Below are 16,185 nucleotides of genomic sequence, written 5' to 3'. Positions count from 1 at the left end.
TTCCTATGAGGAGTTCACACCATGACCAGCAGCAAGAATAGCGGTGAAAACTTCGTTGCGCAGTTCCAGGCCGAAGCCAAGCGCCTGGCAGCCGAAGGCATGTATCGCGCCGAAGATGAGCGCGATGCCTGCGGTGTCGGCCTGGTCACCTCGCTGGACGGCACGCCGCGGCGCGATGTGGTGGTGGCCGGCATCAAGGCGTTGAAGGCGGTGTGGCATCGTGGCGCGGTGGATGCCGATGGCAAGACCGGCGACGGCGCCGGCATCCATGTGCAGATCCCGCAGGATTTTTTCCGCGAGCATGTGCGCCGCACCGGCTTTGAGCCGGGTGAAGCCAAGCTCGGCCTGGGCCAGGTTTTCCTGCCCAAGACCGATCTGGCGGCGCAGGAAACCTGCCGCACCATTGTTGAAACCGCCATTCTGGACCACGGCCATGGCATCTATGGCTGGCGCCAGGTGCCGGTGAATGCCAGCATCATCGGCGAAAAGGCCAATGCCACCCGGCCTGAAATCGAGCAGGTGCTGATCGAAAACCGGCTCGGCCATGACGATGCGGCTTTTGAGCGCGACCTGTTCCTGATCCGCCGCCGCATCGAAAAGGCGGTGCTGGCGGCGCATATCACCGAATTCTATATCTGCTCGCTGTCCTGCCGCAGCGTGATCTACAAGGGCATGTTCCTGGCCGAGCAGCTCGACAACTTCTATCCCGACCTCAAGGACGAGCGTTTCATCTCGACCTTTGCCATCTATCACCAGCGCTATTCCACCAACACTTTCCCGACCTGGAAGCTGGCGCAGCCTTTCCGCATGCTGGCGCATAACGGTGAGATCAACACCGTGCGCGGCAATGTGAACTGGATGAAGAGCCACGAGATCAAGATGGCCTCGGATGCCTTCGGCGAATATTCCGCCGATATCAAGCCGATTGTGCAATCCGGCTCATCCGATTCCGCTGCGCTGGATGCGGTGTTTGAGGTGCTGGTGCGCGCCGGCCGCACCGCGCCGATGGTCAAGACCTTGCTGATCCCGGAAAGCTGGTCGAACAAGACCACCATGCCGCAGGCGCATCGCGACCTCTATTCCTACGGCAATTCGGTGATGGAGCCGTGGGATGGCCCGGCGGCGATCTGCGCCACCGATGGCCGCTGGTGTGTTGCCGGCCTGGATCGCAACGGCCTGCGGCCTTTGCGCTACACCATCACCAGCGACAAGCTTTTGGTGATCGGCTCGGAAGCCGGCATGGTGCCGGTGGCGGAATCCAAGGTGGTTGAGAAGGGCCGCGTCGGCCCGGGCCAGATGATCGCGGTGGATCTCAAGAAGGGCCGGCTGTTCAAGGATCGTGAGATCAAGGACCGGCTCGCCGCCGAGCATCCCTATGGCGAATGGGTCAAGGGCATCTCGACGCTGGAAGCGATCAAGGAAGCCGCCCCGGTGGGCCCGAGCTTCGACCGTGACGGCCTGCGCCGCGCCCAGCTCGCCGGCGGCCTGACGCTGGAAGACATGGAGCTGATCCTGCATCCGATGGCGGAAGATGCCAAGGAAGCGGTTGGCAGCATGGGCGACGACACGCCGATTGCCGTGCTGTCTGAACAATATCGCGGCCTGCATCATTTCTTCCGCCAGCAATTCAGCCAGGTGACCAATCCGCCGATCGACAGTTTGCGCGAGAAGCGGGTGATGAGCCTGCGCACCCGCATGGGCAACCTGTCCAATGTGCTGGACGAGGATGCGCAGCAGGTGAAGATCCTGCTGCTGGAAAGCCCGGTGCTGACCAATGCCGATCTGGCCCGGGTGCTGACCTATACCGCCAACACCACAACGCGGATCGACACCACCTTTGCCGTGGATGGCGGTCCCAGCGCCCTGCGCGATGCGATCAAGCGTATCCGCACGGAAGCCGATACGGCGGTGCGTGGCGGCGCGGCACATCTGGTGCTGACCGACGAGGCGCAGAGCGCCGAACGGGTGGCGATCCCCACCATCCTGGCGGTGGGTGCGGTGCATAGCCATCTGGTGCGCGCCGGCCTGCGCACGTTCACGTCGCTCACCGTGCGCAGCGGCGAATGCCTGGATGTGCATTACTTCGCCGTGCTGATCGGCGTTGGCGCCACGGCGATCAATGCCTATGTGGCGGAAGCCAGCCTGGTGGATCGGGTCAAGCGCGGCCTGCTCGGCAAGCTTTCGGCCGAGGAAGCCGTGACGCGCTACAAGGAAGCGGTGGATGGCGGCCTGCTCAAGGTGATGTCGAAGATGGGCATCTCGGTGGTCTCCAGCTATCGCGGCGGCTACAATTTTGAGGCGCTGGGCCTGTCACGTTCGCTGGTGGCAGATCTGTTCCCGGGCATGCCGTCGCGCATTTCCGGCATCGGCTATGATGGTTTGCAGAAGAAGGTGCTGGAGCTGCATCGCAAGGCATTCCGCCAGGATGTGGTGGCCCTGCCGGTGGGCGGCATCTACCGCTATCGGCGCGGCGGCGAGGCGCATGCCTGGGAAGCCAACCTGATCCACATGCTGCAAACCGCCGTGGCAAGCGAGAATTACGCGCTGTTCAAGAAGTATACGCTTGGCCTGCGCGACCTGCCGCCGATTTCACTGCGCGATTTGCTGGAATTGAAGCCGGCCGGGCAGAAGATTCCGATTGAGCAGGTTGAGAGCGTCACCGAAATCCGCAAGCGGTTTGTTTCGGCGGCGATGTCGCTCGGCGCGCTCAGCCCGGAAGCGCATGAAACGCTGACCATCGCCATGAACCGCATCGGCGCCAAGTCGGATTCCGGCGAAGGCGGCGAAGCGCCGGAGAATTTCAAGCCGCGTCCGAATGGCGATAATGCCAATTCGGCGATCAAGCAGATTGCCTCAGGCCGCTTCGGTGTCACCGCCGAATACCTGACCAATTGCCGCGAGCTGGAAATCAAGGTGGCGCAGGGTGCCAAGCCCGGCGAAGGCGGCCAGCTGCCCGGCTTCAAGGTGACCGAGCTGATCGCCAAGCTGCGCCATTCCACGCCCGGCGTGATGCTGATCTCGCCGCCGCCGCATCACGATATCTATTCCATCGAGGATCTGGCGCAGCTGATCTACGATCTGAAGCAGATCAACCCGGAAGCCACGGTCTGCGTCAAGCTGGTGTCGGAAGCCGGCATTGGCACCATCGCGGCCGGCGTCGCCAAGGCCAAGGCCGATGTGCTGATGATCTCGGGCCATGTCGGCGGCACCGGCGCCTCGCCGCAAACCAGCGTGAAATATGCCGGCACGCCGTGGGAAATGGGCTTGAGCGAAGTCAACCAGGTGCTGACGCTGAACAAGCTCAGGCACCGCGTCAAGCTGCGCACCGATGGCGGCCTCAAGTCGGGCCGCGACATTGTCATCGCCGCCATGCTCGGCGCCGAGGAATATGGTGTCGGCACCGCGGCTTTGGTGGCGATGGGCTGCATCATGGTGCGGCAATGCCATTCCAACACCTGCCCGGTCGGTGTCTGCACCCAGGCCGAACCGCTGCGGCAGAAGTTTGATGGCTCGCCGGAAAAGGTGGTCAACCTGTTCAGCTTCATCGCCGAGGAAGTGCGCGAAATCCTCGCCTCGCTCGGCGTGCGCAGTCTGAACGAGATCATCGGCCGCACCGATCTGCTGACCCAGGTCAGCCGTGGCGGCGCGCATCTGGATGATCTGGATCTCAACCCGATCCTGGCCCAGGCCGATGCCGGCGATTATGCGCGCTACTGCACGCTCCAGGGCCGCAACGAAGTGCCGGATACGCTGGATGCACAGATGGTGAAGGATGCCGCGCCGGTCTTCGGCCATGGCGAGAAGATGCAGCTGGCCTACAATATCCAGAACACGCATCGCGCCATCGGCACCCGGCTGTCGTCGCATATCACGCGCAAATTCGGCATGAAGGGGCTGAAGCCGGGCCATATCACGGTGCGGCTCACCGGCTCGGCCGGGCAGTCGCTCGGCGCCTTCGCGGTACAGGGCCTGAAGCTGGAAGTGTTCGGCGATGCCAATGATTATGTCGGCAAGGGCCTGTCCGGCGGCATGATCGTGGTGCGCCCGGCGCCGTCCTCGCCGCTGGTCGGCCAGACCAGCCGCAACACCATCATCGGCAACACGGTGCTGTATGGCGCCACCGGCGGCAAGCTGTTTGCTGCCGGCCAGGCCGGTGAACGCTTTGCGGTGCGCAATTCCGGCGCCACGGCGGTGATCGAGGGCTGCGGCTCGAATGGCTGCGAATACATGACTGGCGGCCGCATCGCCATCCTGGGTGCCGTGGGCGACAACTTCGCCGCCGGCATGACCGGCGGCATGGCCTTCGTCTACGATCCGGAGAATACGCTGCCGATCTCGATCAATGACGAGAGCGTGGTGTATCAGCGCATCGCCTCCAGCTATTGGGATGGTGTGCTGCGCGGCCTGATCGAAGAGCATGTGCGCGAAACACAATCGGCCTATGCGGCAGACCTGTTTGCCGACTGGGACAATGTGCGCGGCCGTTTCTGGCAGGTCTGCCCGAAGGAAATGATCGCCCGCCTGGAACATCCGCTATCGGATGCCCAGGCCGCCAAGCGGGCGTAAGCGCCGATAAGATCGCCGGCCTCACCACTCCATAATCGTCATGCGCGGACTTGATCCGCGCATCTCGCTTTTTCTCAATTTTGCTTGAATTATCGAGTAAGGAGAGATGCGCGGATCAAGTCCGCGCATGACGAGGGGGGAGAAACCGGTCTGAAAAACGGTTGAAATTTAAACCGGATAGCCGTGGGTCACGCCCGGCATTTGACGCGCTGAACTGGACAGCCCGTCGCCAGAGCGGAATTTGACGACGGGCCGGCAGCTCAGGCCATTCAGTGGCTCAGGCCAGGATGCGCCACAGGATCACCAGCATGCCAACCACGCCGCCGAAATAGGCGATGGTGCGCGCCCAGGGGATGCCGGCGGTGTAGACGATGGCGTGGCCCAGCCTGGCCCAGAAGAAAAGCTGCGCGCCGGCGGCGGTCATCGCATCATTCTTGCCGGCCAGCTGCGCCACCAGCACCAGGGCGGCAAACGGCACCAGATTTTCCACCATGTTGAGATGGGCGCGATGCGAGCGGCCGATCCAGCCGCCGGCAGCGGGAAAATCCTCGCGGTTGCCGGCCACGCTGTAGAGGCCGCGCTGGGCGATGAAGCCGAGCGTATAGGGGAAAGCGAGCAGCAGGCAGAGCAAAGCCGACCAGGCCAGCATGGAAAGTTCGATACTCATGGCGATAACCTTTCTTCGTGGGTGAGGATGACAGCAGGATCGGGTTGCAGGATGCCGGCGCCGAGCCGGGCAATATCGCTGAGCGCAGCGCGGTCGGCGCCGCTTTTTGCCGCCACGATCAGGCCGTTGGCCATGCCAACCAGGAAACGCGCCAGGTTTTCCGGCGCTTCCGGGCTGGCGATCTCGCCCCTGGCGCGGGCAGTGCGCAAAGCGGCGGCGAAAGCCTGTTCCATGCCCTGCCAATGCGCCCGGGCGCGAGCAGCCACGGCGGCATCATGCGGCGCCATTTCCATCGCCGAATTCACCATCAGGCAGGCGCGGCGCTCGGGAAAGGCGAGCAGGAAATCAATCAGCGCCACACTGGCCTGATGCAAAGCCGCCAGCCCGGCGCCGGGTTGCAGCAATGGCGCGAGCAGATGCGCTGCCAGGTCGGCGCAATAACGGTCGAGTGCGGCCAGAAACAGGCGGTTCTTGTCGCCATAGGTGTCATACAGGCTCTGGCGGCTGATCCCCATCACCGCCACCAGCTGGCTCAGCGAGGTGGCGGCGAAACCCTGGCGCCAGAACAGCTCCATGGCGCGCAGCAGGGCGGTTTCAGCGTCAAATTCCTTCGGTCGGGCCATGGCGCCACCCTGCCAATTATGGACCGATCAGTCAATAATTATTTTTCTTGCGGTTGCGAGCGCTTTGTCGCAACTTACGGTTAACCATAACCAGGGGAAAGCAGAATGCTTAAAGCCCATAACCCGCGCGACGCGATGTTGCCGGTCGGTGCCTATGCTCAAGGTATCGAAATTCCTGTCGGCAAGCGCCTGCTCTATATCTCGGGCCAGGTCGGCGTTGATCCCACCGGCCGCTGCGGCATCGGCATCCTGGAACAGGCGCATCTCGCTTGGGCCAATATCGGCGCCATCCTGCGCTCGGCCCAGATGGAGCCGAAGGACCTGGTCAAGCTGACCATCTTCTACAGCAAGGCGCTGGACCTGAATGATGCCATGCGCTCGGCGGTCAACGACATCCGCAAACGTTTCCTGGGCGAGCATCAGCCGGCCTCCACGGCGGTTTTTGTCGACCGGCTGATGCGGCCGGAATGGCTGATCGAGATCGAGGCGGTGGCTGCGCGCTGATATTATTTGGATTTCCGTCAAATTCAATGATGTGTGGTAGCCCGATACGGCCCCTTGGTTTGGCCCCGGGCTTTCCGGTATAATGCCGCCACCATGCCAAATGATGATGCGCCAATATTCTCGCCGGCGGCAGGCAGCCTAAGCGCCCCGCCGGCCATTCACCCGATTTCCCTTTCCAGTAGTGCGCCGCCATGCCGCTAGCGGCAGAGCTTGGGCTGCTGGTGGCCCTGATCCTGCTCAATGGCGTGCTTGCCATGTCAGAGCTGGCGGTGGTGTCGGCGCGCAAAAGCCGGCTGCAATTGATGGCCAGCCGCGGCGATCTCGGCGCCGAGGCGGCGCTCAAGCTGGCCGCCGATCCGGGCCGTTTCCTGTCTTCGGTGCAGATCGGCATCACCCTGGTGGGTATCGCCGCCGGCGCATTTTCCGGCGCCACGCTGGCTGAGCGGCTCGGCCTCTACCTGCTGGAACAATTCGGCTGGAGCGAAGCCCTGGCCGATGGCATCGCCTTCGCCCTGGTGGTCACGCTGGTGACCTATCTGTCGCTGATCGTTGGCGAATTGGTGCCGAAGCAGCTTGCCTTGCGCAATGCCGAGCGTATGGCCAGCCTGGTGGCAAGGCCGATGACCCAGGTGGCGCGTTTTGCCTCTCCGGCCGTCTCGCTGCTCGATATCTCGGCCAAGCTCTGCCTGCGCCTGTTTGGCAGCAGCCACGACACGGCCGAGCAGGTCACCGAGGAAGAGATCAAAAGCCTGGTGGCCGAGGCCGAAAGCGCCGGCGTGGTGGAGCCGGCCGAACGCGCCATGATCGCCGCCGTGATGCGGCTGGGTGATCGCCCGGTGCGCTCGGTGATGACCCCGCGCACCGAACTGGACTGGATCGACCTGGATGCGCCCCTGCCGCGTCAATTGGCCACCCTGCGCGGCAGTATGCATGCCTGTCTGCCGGCCGGCCATGGCGGCATCGATCATATCGACGGCATCCTGCTGGTGAAGGATGCGCTGGATGCGGTGATTGATGGCAAGCCGCTGGAACTGCGCCCGCTGGTGCGGCCGGCGCCGGTGGTGCCGGAAACCGCCGATGTGCTGGAAGCGCTGGAGCAATTGCGCCATTCGCCCACCGGCATCGCCCTGGTGGTGGATGAATTCGGCAGCCTGCAAGGTGTGGTCTCGGCCGCCGATATCCTGGAATTCATCGTCGGCGAATTGGCCACGCCGGAAGGCCCGGTGGAACCCTGGCTGCTGGCGCGCGAGGATGGTTCCTGGCTGGTGGATGGCCTCACGCCGCGCCACCATATGGCTGAAACGCTGGGTTTCACCCTGCCGGATGACGAGGATGATTACGACACGGCGGCCGGCTTCGCCCTGGCCCGCTTCGGCGCCATCCCGCAAACCGGCGACCGGGTGGATTGGAATGGCTGGCGTTTTGAGGTGGTGGACATGGATGGCCGCCGCATCGACAAGCTGCTCGCCAGCCGGCTGGATGGCTAGCAAATCCAGCCCCCTCACCGTCGTCATGCCCGGGCTTGACCCACGGCTGTCCGGTTTAAATTGCACCGGCCTGCACCGGACCGGTTCCTGCCCCTCTCGTCATGCCCGGGCTTGACCCGGGCATCCCATTTTCCCAGGAATTCAGACATATTTTTCCAAACGGGATGCCCGCTTTCGCGGGCATGACGACTTTCCGGGGGCGCAAAAGCGCCATCCGATTGACCCGAACAGCCGTGGACCCGCATCCTTGGTCTGGCCCGACTTCTGCTTGCCTGCCAGGCCAAGCGGCATTATTTTGCAACATTGCCGGGTTCGCCCCGGCTGGTCCGGAATGACGGGTTTGTGATGATGACTGATATAAATATACCTGAAATCCAGGAAAACGCTGATCGGTCAGACAACCAGCGCCTGCCCTGGTCCACACCCAAGCTGCGGCTCTATGACGCCAGCGCGCTGACCAAAGGTTCCAGTGACCAGTCCTCGGATGGCTTCATCAACACCCATTCCTGACCAAGCCCGGTGATGTTTCTGGCAGCGACCGGGGCGGCCGCGCAGTCTATCCTGCGTCGTTGCCCGGCCGGCATGGCCATCACCGGCCTGTATCAGGATGCCGATTGCGCCATGCTGCGGCTGGATCATGCCACCGCGCCGGCAGCGCGCCGCCCACCCCAGCGTAACCTGGCGCCAAGCCGTCTGTCTGGCGGCGCCTCGGGCACAATAACCCTGCTCAGCGGGGCCTTGTACAATATCCCGCATCTGGCTGCGGCGCTGGGGCGTGATCCGGCGCTTTCAGCGTCTCTGCTGGCCGATGCGGTGCTCGAACGCTGGGGCATGGCGGGCCTGGCCCGGCTGAATGGCGATTATGCCCTGGCGCAATGGCAGCCGCAGCGCCAGGCCTTGCTGCTGGCCAGTTGCCCGATGGGTTGGGGCAGCCTGCATTATGCGCAAACCCCGGATGGCCTGGTGGTGGCCAGCCGGCCAAGCTGGCTGCTGGCCTTTCCCGAGGTTGATCCGGAACCCGATCTGGATGCGCTGGCCCTGCGGCTGGCCAAGATGGATTATCGCCTGGGCGATCGCACCGCCTGGCGCCAGATTCGCCGCCTGCCGCCGGGCGAAGCGCTGGAATGGCGCAAGGGCCATGGCGTATCGCAAGCCGCGCCCTTCTGGTCGCCGCTGCCGCGCCAAAGCCTGCGCCTGCGGCGCGACGAGGATTATGTTGAAGCGGCGCGTGAATTGCTCGACCGCGCCGTGGCGGCGCGGCTGCCCAAAGGCGAGCCGGTCTTGTGCCTGCTCTCGGCCGGGCTGGATTCCCCCGCCGTGGTGGCCAGCGCCGCGCGGCAGCATGATGCGGCGGTTCATAGCCTCACCGTGCGCAGCGACCCCACGGCGCGGCTGCTGCAACCCGATGCCGGGCATTTTGCCGATGAATGGCAGCGGTTGCAGCCTTTCCTGGCGCAATATCCGGGCCTGGTCGCCCATGTCGCCGATGCCAGCCTGCCCGATCTGGCGCTGGAAACCCCCGGCAGCCTGCTGCAAAGCCGCGACTGGCCGTTCAAAAGCCCGCATCAGGTTTCCTGGCTGATGCTGCCGCTGGAACACACCATGCGCCAGCAGGGCATTGCCACGGTGCTGAGCGGTGATGCCGGCAATGTCACGCTGAGCTATACCGGCCGGCATGTGGTGGCGGATCAGCTGCTGGCCGGGCGCTGGCTGGCGGCATGGCGTAACGTCATCCCGTTCCGCCCGGATTGGAGCGGCCGGCCGCGTTCATTGTGGAATCAGGGCCTGATGCCGCTGCTGTCGCCGGAAATGCAGCGGCGGGTGCGCCGCCTGCGCGGCCAGCGCGATTACTGGTGGCAGGAATGGAGCACGTTGCGGCCGGATGTGGCGCAACGGCTGGAGCTGGATGATCATGACCGGCCGCTGCTGCGCACCGGCTCGCCCGACCTGGATGCGCAGATTCTGATTCTGGACCGGCATCGCCATACCAATGCGCAGTTTGCGCATTTCCTGCAAGGCCAGAGCTGGGCCTGGCGGGATCCCTATCTCGATCTTGATCTGGTGGAATTCTGCCTGGCGCTGCCGCGTGAACAATACCGCTGCAATGGCATGGATCGCCGGCTGGCGCGCCGGCTGCTGGCGGGTCAGGCGCCCGACAATATCCGGCTGGAAACCCGCATCGGCCTGCAACATGCCGATTGGTACGATTGGATGGATCGCCGGCGCGACTGGATGGCGGCGGAACTGGCGCGGATCGAACGCTCGCCGCTGGCCGGCGCCATCCTGGATACGGCGCAGATGCGTGCCATCCTGGATGCCTGGCCGGCCACGCCGGAACAGGCCGGGCGGTTTCCCACCTCGCATCGTCTGCGCAAGGGCCTGGGCGAAGCGTTGCGGCTCGGGCAGTTCATCCTGATGCAGGAAGGCCGCAATGACTGAAGTTGCGCCGGCTTTGATGCCGGTGCGGGCAGTGCCGTCGGGCCAGGGCGGCGATTTTGTTTTGCGCCCGATAGCCGGGCCGGCGGATTTTCTGTTCGGCCTGCATGGCCGCCCGCCGGCTGGCGATCCGGCAGCGGCCGGGCTGCAAACACTCCCGATCCGCGCCTTTCAGCCGGGCCGGCCGGCCTTGCCGCCGCTGCTTTCGATCTGGCATCTGACGCGCTGCGGCTCCACCTTGACCGCGCGGATGCTGGCCTGCCTCCAGGCTTTGCAGGTGACGGATGAACCGGGCGCGCTGGTTGATATCTGCGGCGCCTTCTGGAGCCTGGTGCCGGATGCCGAACGGCTGGCGGCGCTGGATAAAACCCTGCTGGCGCTGGGCCAACCGCTGCACCACGCGGCGCGCCATCTGGTGGTGAAACAATCTTTGCGCGCCGGTCTGGAGCCAGACCTGTTCACGCGCCTGCATCCCGGCATGCAGAGGCTGCTGCTGATCCGCGATCCGCTGGAAATCCTGGTATCCAATCTGCGCGGCAAACCGGGCTGGCTGCATTTGCGCCACATGGCCTGGTCGCCGCTGCTTTCGGGCCTGGCGCTGGACCGGCAAAGCCGCCTCAGTGATGCGGAATTCATCGCCCATTGCCTGGGCCGCGCCTTCAGCATCCTGGCCGACCGCGTGGCGCAGAATCCCGCCGGCTGGCTGATCCTGGATTATGCGGAATTGCCGGATGCCATCATCACCCGGCTGCTGCCGCGCCTGGGCATCACGCCCGGCCCGGATGAACTGGCGGCGATGGCCGAGGTGACAAAATTGCAGGCCTGGAACCGCGCCGGCCGCTTGCCGTTCAGCGATGATCGCGCCGAAAAGCAGGCTGCCGCCAGCCCGGAAATCCGCGCCTTGTGTGACCAGTTTCTGCGCCCACCCTGGCACAGGCTGGCGGCTTTGCATGCCGGCCAGCTTGGCTGAATGATGGTTATGGCGCTTGCCCGCCTCATCCTCACTCGCCATGCCCGGGCTTGACCCACGACTGTCCGGCATAACTTCTGACCGACTGAGTCTCCCCTCCGTCGTCATGCCCGCGGAAGCGGGCATCCCGTTTTTGCCAAAAATATGGCTAAATTCCAAGGAAAATATGATGACCGGGTCAAGCCCGGGCATGACGACGGTGAGGGTGATGGATTTGAGCGCCGCGATATTTCAGCAGCGCTGATTTCATGTCTGGTCAAGGCACGCCCGGGCATGACGAGTGAGCGGGGGATGCCGGGCCGCCAGGTTTTCCACGGTTGCCACAAGGGCGGGCAGATCGGCCAGATCGCCGCTGCGCTCCAGCCGGTAGAGCGGCACAGCGCCGGCCAGGGCCACGCTGCGCTGGAAAGCAATGCGCGCCAGTTTGTCGCCCCGGCTGAATTCCGGCCGATACAGGTGACGCAGCAAAAGCGTTGCAGTCTCCGGCCCCTTGGCCCGCTCCAGCCTTTGCCCATTTGCGCCGGGCGACAATACCAGCACCAGCGCCAGGGGCAGCGGCTGTGGCCGAAAGCTTTGCGGCATCGGGATATAGTATTTATCCAGTCCTTCGCGCACGCGCAGCGCTGGCTGCACCCTGTCGCCGGCCATAACCGCTGCGCCCTGCCATAGTTTCATGGCTGGAAAGCCTGGCTGCACCAGCCGGGCTTCGGCATCGATCACCGCCTGATCGTCGGTTATCAGGCCATGGCCACGGGCGATCAGGGCGCGGGCCAGGGTGGATTTGCCAGCACCGCTATCGCCCGCCAGCGCCACCGCCGCCGCGCCGATCTGCACCACACAGGCATGCAGCGGCGGCTGGCCGCGCTGGCACATCAGCCAGCCCAGCGGCGGGCCGCAGAGCAGCGCGTGCAATTCTGCCGCAGGCGTGTCGGGCGGCAGGTCTATGGTGATTTCGCGGCCGTCGCGGATCAGGAAACGCGCGCCGCGCAGGGCCTGAAACAGGCCGCTGCCATCAGCATGGATTGCCAGCCGGCGCGCCTGGCGCAGCGGCGGCATGGTCGGGATCGCCACCGGGGCAAAGTGCAGCAGGATATCGGCGGCACGATCCGCATCGGGTTCCGGCCATAGCAGCGGCAGCGGCCGTGGGCTGCGCAGGGTCAGGCCATAGATCCGGTAGCGATGCTCACCGGTCATTCATAAAACCCCGAACGGCAATATTTGCACGGCCGGCGGGCCTCTGCCATAAAAGGCGGCCTATCGTCTGACAATAGCCAACACACAGCATGACTTTCGCACCGGAAACGCTTTTCCACCGTTCGCCCAAGCTGCTGGCCACCGAGGTGGATGGCGAACTGGTGATGATGGATGTTGAAAGCAGCAGCTATTTTAACCTTGATCCCATCGGCACCGCCATCTGGCAGCGGCTGGAAAATCCGGTTGGCTTTGAACCGCTTTGCCTGGATTTGCAGCAGCGCTATGACGCGCCGCTGGACCGCATCCGGCAGGATGTTGCCGCTTTGCTGTCTGAATTGCTGGCGCACAAGCTGGTGCAGGCCAGCAGGCCATGAGCGCCGTGCCGGGGCCGGAGCTTATCCCCCTGGCCAGGCAGGCGGCCTTCCTGCTGCTCCAGGGCCACGCCGCCGCCGCCGCCGAACACTGCCGCCGCTTGCAGGCTGTCGATGCCAATATGGACTGGTTCGGCGGCTTTACCGACATGCTGGCCTGGGCGCTGCCGCGGCCGCGGCTATATCCGCTGGTCCGCGCCCTGGTGGATGCCGGTTTTGCCAATGCGCGCAGTTTTGATCTGCTGGCCGCCGCCGCCATCTGGGCCGGCAATTCACAGGCCGCCCGCGCCTTGACCGATCCTGAGCGGTTTCTCCATATCACCGCGCTGCATGGGCCGGACGATCCGGTGCTGCCCTTGCTGGCGGCGGAATTGAGCCGCGATCTGGAGCATTTTCAGCAGCCCAGTTCCCGCGCGATCCGCATGGGCTGGCGGCGCAATCATCTGGAGCAGGATGAAAGCCCGCTGCTGCGCCAGATGTTTCAGCGCTTGCAGGCGATGGCGCTGGATTACATCGCGCGCCTGCCGGATGATCCGGACAATGCCTTCCTGCGCGCCCGCCCGGCCCGGCTGGGTCTGCGTGGCTGGAGCGTGGTTTCTGGCGCTGAAACCCATCATGTGTCGCATCTACATTCCAAAAGCTGGATCAATGGCGTGTATTATGTCGCGGTGCCGGCCGTGGTGGCGGATGCGGTGGAAAAGCCCGGCTGGCTACGAGTTGGCCCGGCGGTTGAGCGAGGTTTCAACGCCGAAAACGGCTGGGATGAACGCTGGATCCAGCCGCAGCCCGGCCTTGTGGTGCTGATGCCGAGCCATTTCACCCACGAAACCCGGCCGCTGAATCAAGCAGATGAGCGCCGCATCTGCGTGGCCTTTGAACTTTATGACCAGGCTGCCGGCCCGGTTCAGCTCTTGTAGCCGGGATCAAGCCGTTCCAGCTTGCGCAGCAAGGCCGGCCAGACCAGCCGGCCGCCGCCGCCATGGGTCACCTGGCGCGCCTGTTCCATGATGCCGCCAACAATCTCGGGCGCCACAGCGCGTAAGGCAGCGCCGCCGGCCTGGGCCAGCACCTGGGTGGCGCAGGCGCGTTCCAGCACATAGATGCCCAGGAAGGCATCGGCCACGCTGGGGCCAAGCGCCAGGGTGCCGTGATTGCGCAGAAGCATGGTGTTGCAGCGGCCCAGATCGGCTACCAGGCGCTGCTTCTCCGCCGGATTCAGCGCCACGCCTTCGTAATCGTGATAGGCCAGATTGGCATAGGGAAACAATGCCGTCTGGCTGATCGGCAGCAGCCCGCCTTCCTGAGCCGAAACTGCCACGCCGGCCGGCGTATGCAGATGAATCACGCAGCCGGCATCGGGCCGCGCCTCATGCACGGCGGAATGGATGGTGAAGCCGGCCGGATTGATGCTGTTCGGCTCGTCATCCACCACATTGCCGTGCAGATCCACTTTCACCAGGCTGGAGGCGGTGATTTCCTCAAACATCAGGCCGTAACGGTTAATCAGGAAATATTCCGGCGCCTGCGGGTTGTCCTGCGGAATGCGGGCGGAAATATGGGTGAAGATCAGATCATCCCAGCCGTAATGCGCCACCAGGCGATAACAGGCGGCAAGATCAACCCGCAGGCGCCATTCGGCATCTGACATGGCGGCGCGGTTATTCAGGTTGGCGATCTGGCCCATGATTTTTCCTCCCAATTATTGTTTGCAGTGTGAGCCGAACTGCGAACAAAAAAAAGGGGCCGCATCACCGATGCGGCCGCACGGCAGGCTTCGGCCTGCCGCAGACAAAAAAAGGGGCCGCATCAGCGATGCGGCCCAAGTCTAGGGAGGAAACGCCCGAGAAGGGCATGCAGCAAGCCGGGAAGCGTTGCTGCGATGCACAATGTAGCGGGATGAATGGTGCAGTGCAAGAGGAAAGTTATAAAAAAATGCTCATGGCTCAAGTTATTGTTTTTAAGGGTATATATGGCCCGCGCCGCACCTGTTGCTGATATGTCACAGGCTGCATAAATATTGCGCCCGCGAAGGCGGTAGCCGGAAAACACATATGTAAGCGAATAGTTTAGCCCTCACCAGGGCAAAGCCGCTTCTGCCTTATTTCCAGGCAGAGAGCCAGGCAGGCAGTTTTTCAGGCGGCATCGGTGCGGCGATCAGGTAGCCCTGCACCACATCGCAGCCCAGGCGCAGGGCGCAATCCCAGTCGGCTTGGGTCTCGATTCCCTCGGCCACGGTGCCGATGCCCAGGCTGCGCGCCAGCCGGATTGATGAAGCCATGATGGCGCGCGCCGAGGCATCGCTGGCGGCGCCGGTGACAAAGCGGCGGTCGATCTTCAATTCGTCAAACGGAATCCGCTGCAATTGCTCCAGCGAGGAATAGCCGGTGCCAAAATCGTCAATCGACAGGCCGAAGCCCTTCAGCCGCAGCCGGGTGACCACTTCCAAAGCCGGGGCCAAATCCTGGATTAACCGACTTTCGGTTACTTCAAGCAGGATATCCTCCGGCACCAGGCCGTGGCGCAGGGTGGCTTCCGCCACCTGATCCGGCAGATGCAGCCGGGTCAGGTCGGGCGCCGAGATATTGATGGCGATTTGCAGCCGGTGGCCCTGGCGATGCCAATCCACCAGGCTGGCCAGCGCCTGTTCCAGCACGGCGGCAAAAAGCGGCTCGGCAGCTTTGCCGGCTTCCGCCACCGGCACAAAATCCACCGGTGACACCATGCCCCGGCTGGGATGATGCCAGCGCGCCAAGGCCTCCACCCCCACCACGCTGCGGTCGCGCAGATTGATCTTCGGCTGCACCGCGATGCCGATCTGGCCGGCGGCGATGGCAGCCAGCAATTCCGCCTCGCTCACCGGTATGGCCGGGACTGCCGGCAGTGCCGCCGGCAGCTCATTGGGATTGCGCAGCGGCGCCAGCCGGGTCAGCAGGGCATCAAATTTGGCTGCGGTCAGCGGTTTTTCGATCACGCCGATGATATTCAGTTCATGCGCCCGGGCCAGTGTCTCGGCAGTGCGCAGCAGGCGGGCATTCTCGCCGCTGATCAGCGCCAGTTGGCCGTCATAGGCGCGTTCGGCCAGATGGCGCAGCACTTCGATGCCATCCATCACCGGCATGTTGAGGTCGAGCAGGATCAGATCCACCGGCCGGCTTGCCGCCGCCAGCGCTGCCAATGCCTCGCGGCCATCGGCATGCGCGGTGCAGTGCAGAAAGCCGTAGCGGCGCAGATAGGCCAGCGCCACGTCGCGCATCAGCTTGGTGTCGTCCACCACCATGACCGACATAGAGGCGGGATCGAACCCGGACAAACCACACTCCCCCGAAACGGAAAAGTGTAGTGTGCTGGCCGCAGGGCCTACGTCAAG

General features: G+C 64.1%; 13 protein-coding genes. 8 read left to right on the top strand and 5 right to left on the bottom strand.

Annotated elements, in window-relative coordinates; translation table 11 throughout:
- Nucleotides 1–21 precede the first annotated feature (21 nt).
- A complete protein-coding gene (gene gltB, locus KBB36_RS02140) occupies nucleotides 22–4,566 on the top strand; it encodes a glutamate synthase large subunit (protein ID WP_290976201.1) in 4,545 nt (1,514 codons plus the stop codon).
- A 277-nt stretch (nucleotides 4,567–4,843) separates the two neighbouring features.
- On the opposite strand, the gene KBB36_RS02135 is transcribed toward gltB, so the two are convergent.
- Both KBB36_RS02135 and KBB36_RS02130 read right to left on the bottom strand, forming a co-directional pair.
- Nucleotides 4,844–5,233, bottom strand: a complete 390-nt coding sequence (locus KBB36_RS02135) for an MAPEG family protein (protein WP_290976198.1) — start codon at nucleotides 5,231–5,233, stop codon at nucleotides 4,844–4,846.
- Nucleotides 5,230–5,856: a TetR/AcrR family transcriptional regulator gene (locus KBB36_RS02130; RefSeq protein WP_290976197.1), complete on the bottom strand. Its 627-nt coding sequence runs from the start codon at nucleotides 5,854–5,856 to the stop codon at nucleotides 5,230–5,232. Before KBB36_RS02130 ends, KBB36_RS02135 begins: the two co-directional genes overlap by 4 nt.
- Nucleotides 5,857–5,961: 105 nt before the next feature.
- Between KBB36_RS02130 and KBB36_RS02125 the strand changes: the two genes are divergently transcribed.
- From KBB36_RS02125 to KBB36_RS02105, 5 genes are all read left to right on the top strand, one after another.
- Nucleotides 5,962–6,360: a RidA family protein gene (locus KBB36_RS02125; protein ID WP_290976194.1), complete on the top strand. Its 399-nt coding sequence runs from the start codon at nucleotides 5,962–5,964 to the stop codon at nucleotides 6,358–6,360.
- A gap of 191 nt (nucleotides 6,361–6,551) precedes the next feature.
- On the top strand, nucleotides 6,552–7,847 hold the full coding sequence (locus KBB36_RS02120) for a hemolysin family protein (RefSeq protein ID WP_290976191.1): 1,296 nt from the start codon (nucleotides 6,552–6,554) through the stop codon (nucleotides 7,845–7,847).
- A gap of 348 nt (nucleotides 7,848–8,195) precedes the next feature.
- Nucleotides 8,196–8,357 (top strand): hypothetical protein, encoded by a 162-nt coding sequence (locus tag KBB36_RS02115; RefSeq protein ID WP_290976188.1) that lies wholly within the window; start codon nucleotides 8,196–8,198, stop codon nucleotides 8,355–8,357.
- Nucleotides 8,358–8,369: 12 nt separating this feature from the next.
- Nucleotides 8,370–10,286 (top strand): asparagine synthetase B family protein, encoded by a 1,917-nt coding sequence (locus tag KBB36_RS02110; RefSeq protein WP_290976185.1) that lies wholly within the window; start codon nucleotides 8,370–8,372, stop codon nucleotides 10,284–10,286.
- Complete coding sequence (locus tag KBB36_RS02105; RefSeq protein ID WP_290976182.1) at nucleotides 10,279–11,253, top strand: aspartyl/asparaginyl beta-hydroxylase; 975 nt, start codon at nucleotides 10,279–10,281, stop codon at nucleotides 11,251–11,253. Before KBB36_RS02110 ends, KBB36_RS02105 begins: the two co-directional genes overlap by 8 nt.
- 246 nt (nucleotides 11,254–11,499) lie before the next feature.
- Here KBB36_RS02105 and KBB36_RS02100 read toward each other — a convergent pair whose 3' ends face one another.
- Entirely contained in the window at nucleotides 11,500–12,447 is a 948-nt protein-coding gene (locus tag KBB36_RS02100) for a hypothetical protein (protein WP_290976180.1), read from the bottom strand.
- A gap of 89 nt (nucleotides 12,448–12,536) precedes the next feature.
- Here KBB36_RS02100 and KBB36_RS02095 point away from each other — a divergent pair, with 89 nt between their 5' ends.
- Together KBB36_RS02095 and KBB36_RS02090 are read left to right on the top strand one after the other, a co-directional pair.
- Nucleotides 12,537–12,821 carry a PqqD family protein gene (locus KBB36_RS02095; RefSeq protein ID WP_290976178.1) on the top strand — a complete coding sequence of 95 codons (285 nt, stop codon included), beginning with the start codon at nucleotides 12,537–12,539 and terminating at the stop codon, nucleotides 12,819–12,821.
- Complete coding sequence (locus KBB36_RS02090) at nucleotides 12,818–13,735, top strand: putative 2OG-Fe(II) oxygenase (RefSeq protein WP_290976176.1); 918 nt, start codon at nucleotides 12,818–12,820, stop codon at nucleotides 13,733–13,735. Before KBB36_RS02095 ends, KBB36_RS02090 begins: the two co-directional genes overlap by 4 nt.
- Here the strand turns inward: KBB36_RS02090 and KBB36_RS02085 are convergent.
- Together KBB36_RS02085 and KBB36_RS02080 are read right to left on the bottom strand one after the other, a co-directional pair.
- A complete protein-coding gene (locus KBB36_RS02085) occupies nucleotides 13,723–14,502 on the bottom strand; it encodes a class II aldolase/adducin family protein (RefSeq protein WP_290976174.1) in 780 nt (259 codons plus the stop codon). The genes KBB36_RS02090 and KBB36_RS02085 overlap by 13 nt on opposite strands.
- A 414-nt stretch (nucleotides 14,503–14,916) precedes the next feature.
- A complete protein-coding gene (locus KBB36_RS02080) occupies nucleotides 14,917–16,128 on the bottom strand; it encodes an EAL domain-containing response regulator (protein ID WP_290976171.1) in 1,212 nt (403 codons plus the stop codon).
- Nucleotides 16,129–16,185: the final 57 nt, after the last annotated feature.

Origin of the sequence: Ferrovibrio sp., assembly GCF_017994015.1 — a bacterium.
GTDB lineage: Bacteria > Pseudomonadota > Alphaproteobacteria > Ferrovibrionales > Ferrovibrionaceae > Ferrovibrio.
Note: the sequence above shows the minus strand (reverse complement) of the source record. Positions and strands in the feature narration are given on the sequence as shown.

What these genes read in the sequence shown, in the direction of transcription:
- KBB36_RS02125 (WP_290976194.1), top strand. Translation starts at nt 5,962, where the DNA reads ATGCTTAAAGCCCATAACCCGCGCGACGCGATGTTGCCGGTCGGTGCC.
- KBB36_RS02095 (WP_290976178.1), top strand. Translation starts at nt 12,537, where the DNA reads ATGACTTTCGCACCGGAAACGCTTTTCCACCGTTCGCCCAAGCTGCTG.
- KBB36_RS02085 (WP_290976174.1), bottom strand. Translation starts at nt 14,502, where the DNA reads ATGGGCCAGATCGCCAACCTGAATAACCGCGCCGCCATGTCAGATGCC.
- KBB36_RS02135 (WP_290976198.1), bottom strand. Translation starts at nt 5,233, where the DNA reads ATGAGTATCGAACTTTCCATGCTGGCCTGGTCGGCTTTGCTCTGCCTG.
- KBB36_RS02110 (WP_290976185.1), top strand. Translation starts at nt 8,370, where the DNA reads ATGTTTCTGGCAGCGACCGGGGCGGCCGCGCAGTCTATCCTGCGTCGT.
- KBB36_RS02100 (WP_290976180.1), bottom strand. Translation starts at nt 12,447, where the DNA reads ATGACCGGTGAGCATCGCTACCGGATCTATGGCCTGACCCTGCGCAGC.
- KBB36_RS02120 (WP_290976191.1), top strand. Translation starts at nt 6,552, where the DNA reads ATGCCGCTAGCGGCAGAGCTTGGGCTGCTGGTGGCCCTGATCCTGCTC.
- KBB36_RS02115 (WP_290976188.1), top strand. Translation starts at nt 8,196, where the DNA reads ATGACTGATATAAATATACCTGAAATCCAGGAAAACGCTGATCGGTCA.
- KBB36_RS02130 (WP_290976197.1), bottom strand. Translation starts at nt 5,856, where the DNA reads ATGGCCCGACCGAAGGAATTTGACGCTGAAACCGCCCTGCTGCGCGCC.
- KBB36_RS02105 (WP_290976182.1), top strand. Translation starts at nt 10,279, where the DNA reads ATGACTGAAGTTGCGCCGGCTTTGATGCCGGTGCGGGCAGTGCCGTCG.
- KBB36_RS02090 (WP_290976176.1), top strand. Translation starts at nt 12,818, where the DNA reads ATGAGCGCCGTGCCGGGGCCGGAGCTTATCCCCCTGGCCAGGCAGGCG.
- gltB (WP_290976201.1), top strand. Translation starts at nt 22, where the DNA reads ATGACCAGCAGCAAGAATAGCGGTGAAAACTTCGTTGCGCAGTTCCAG.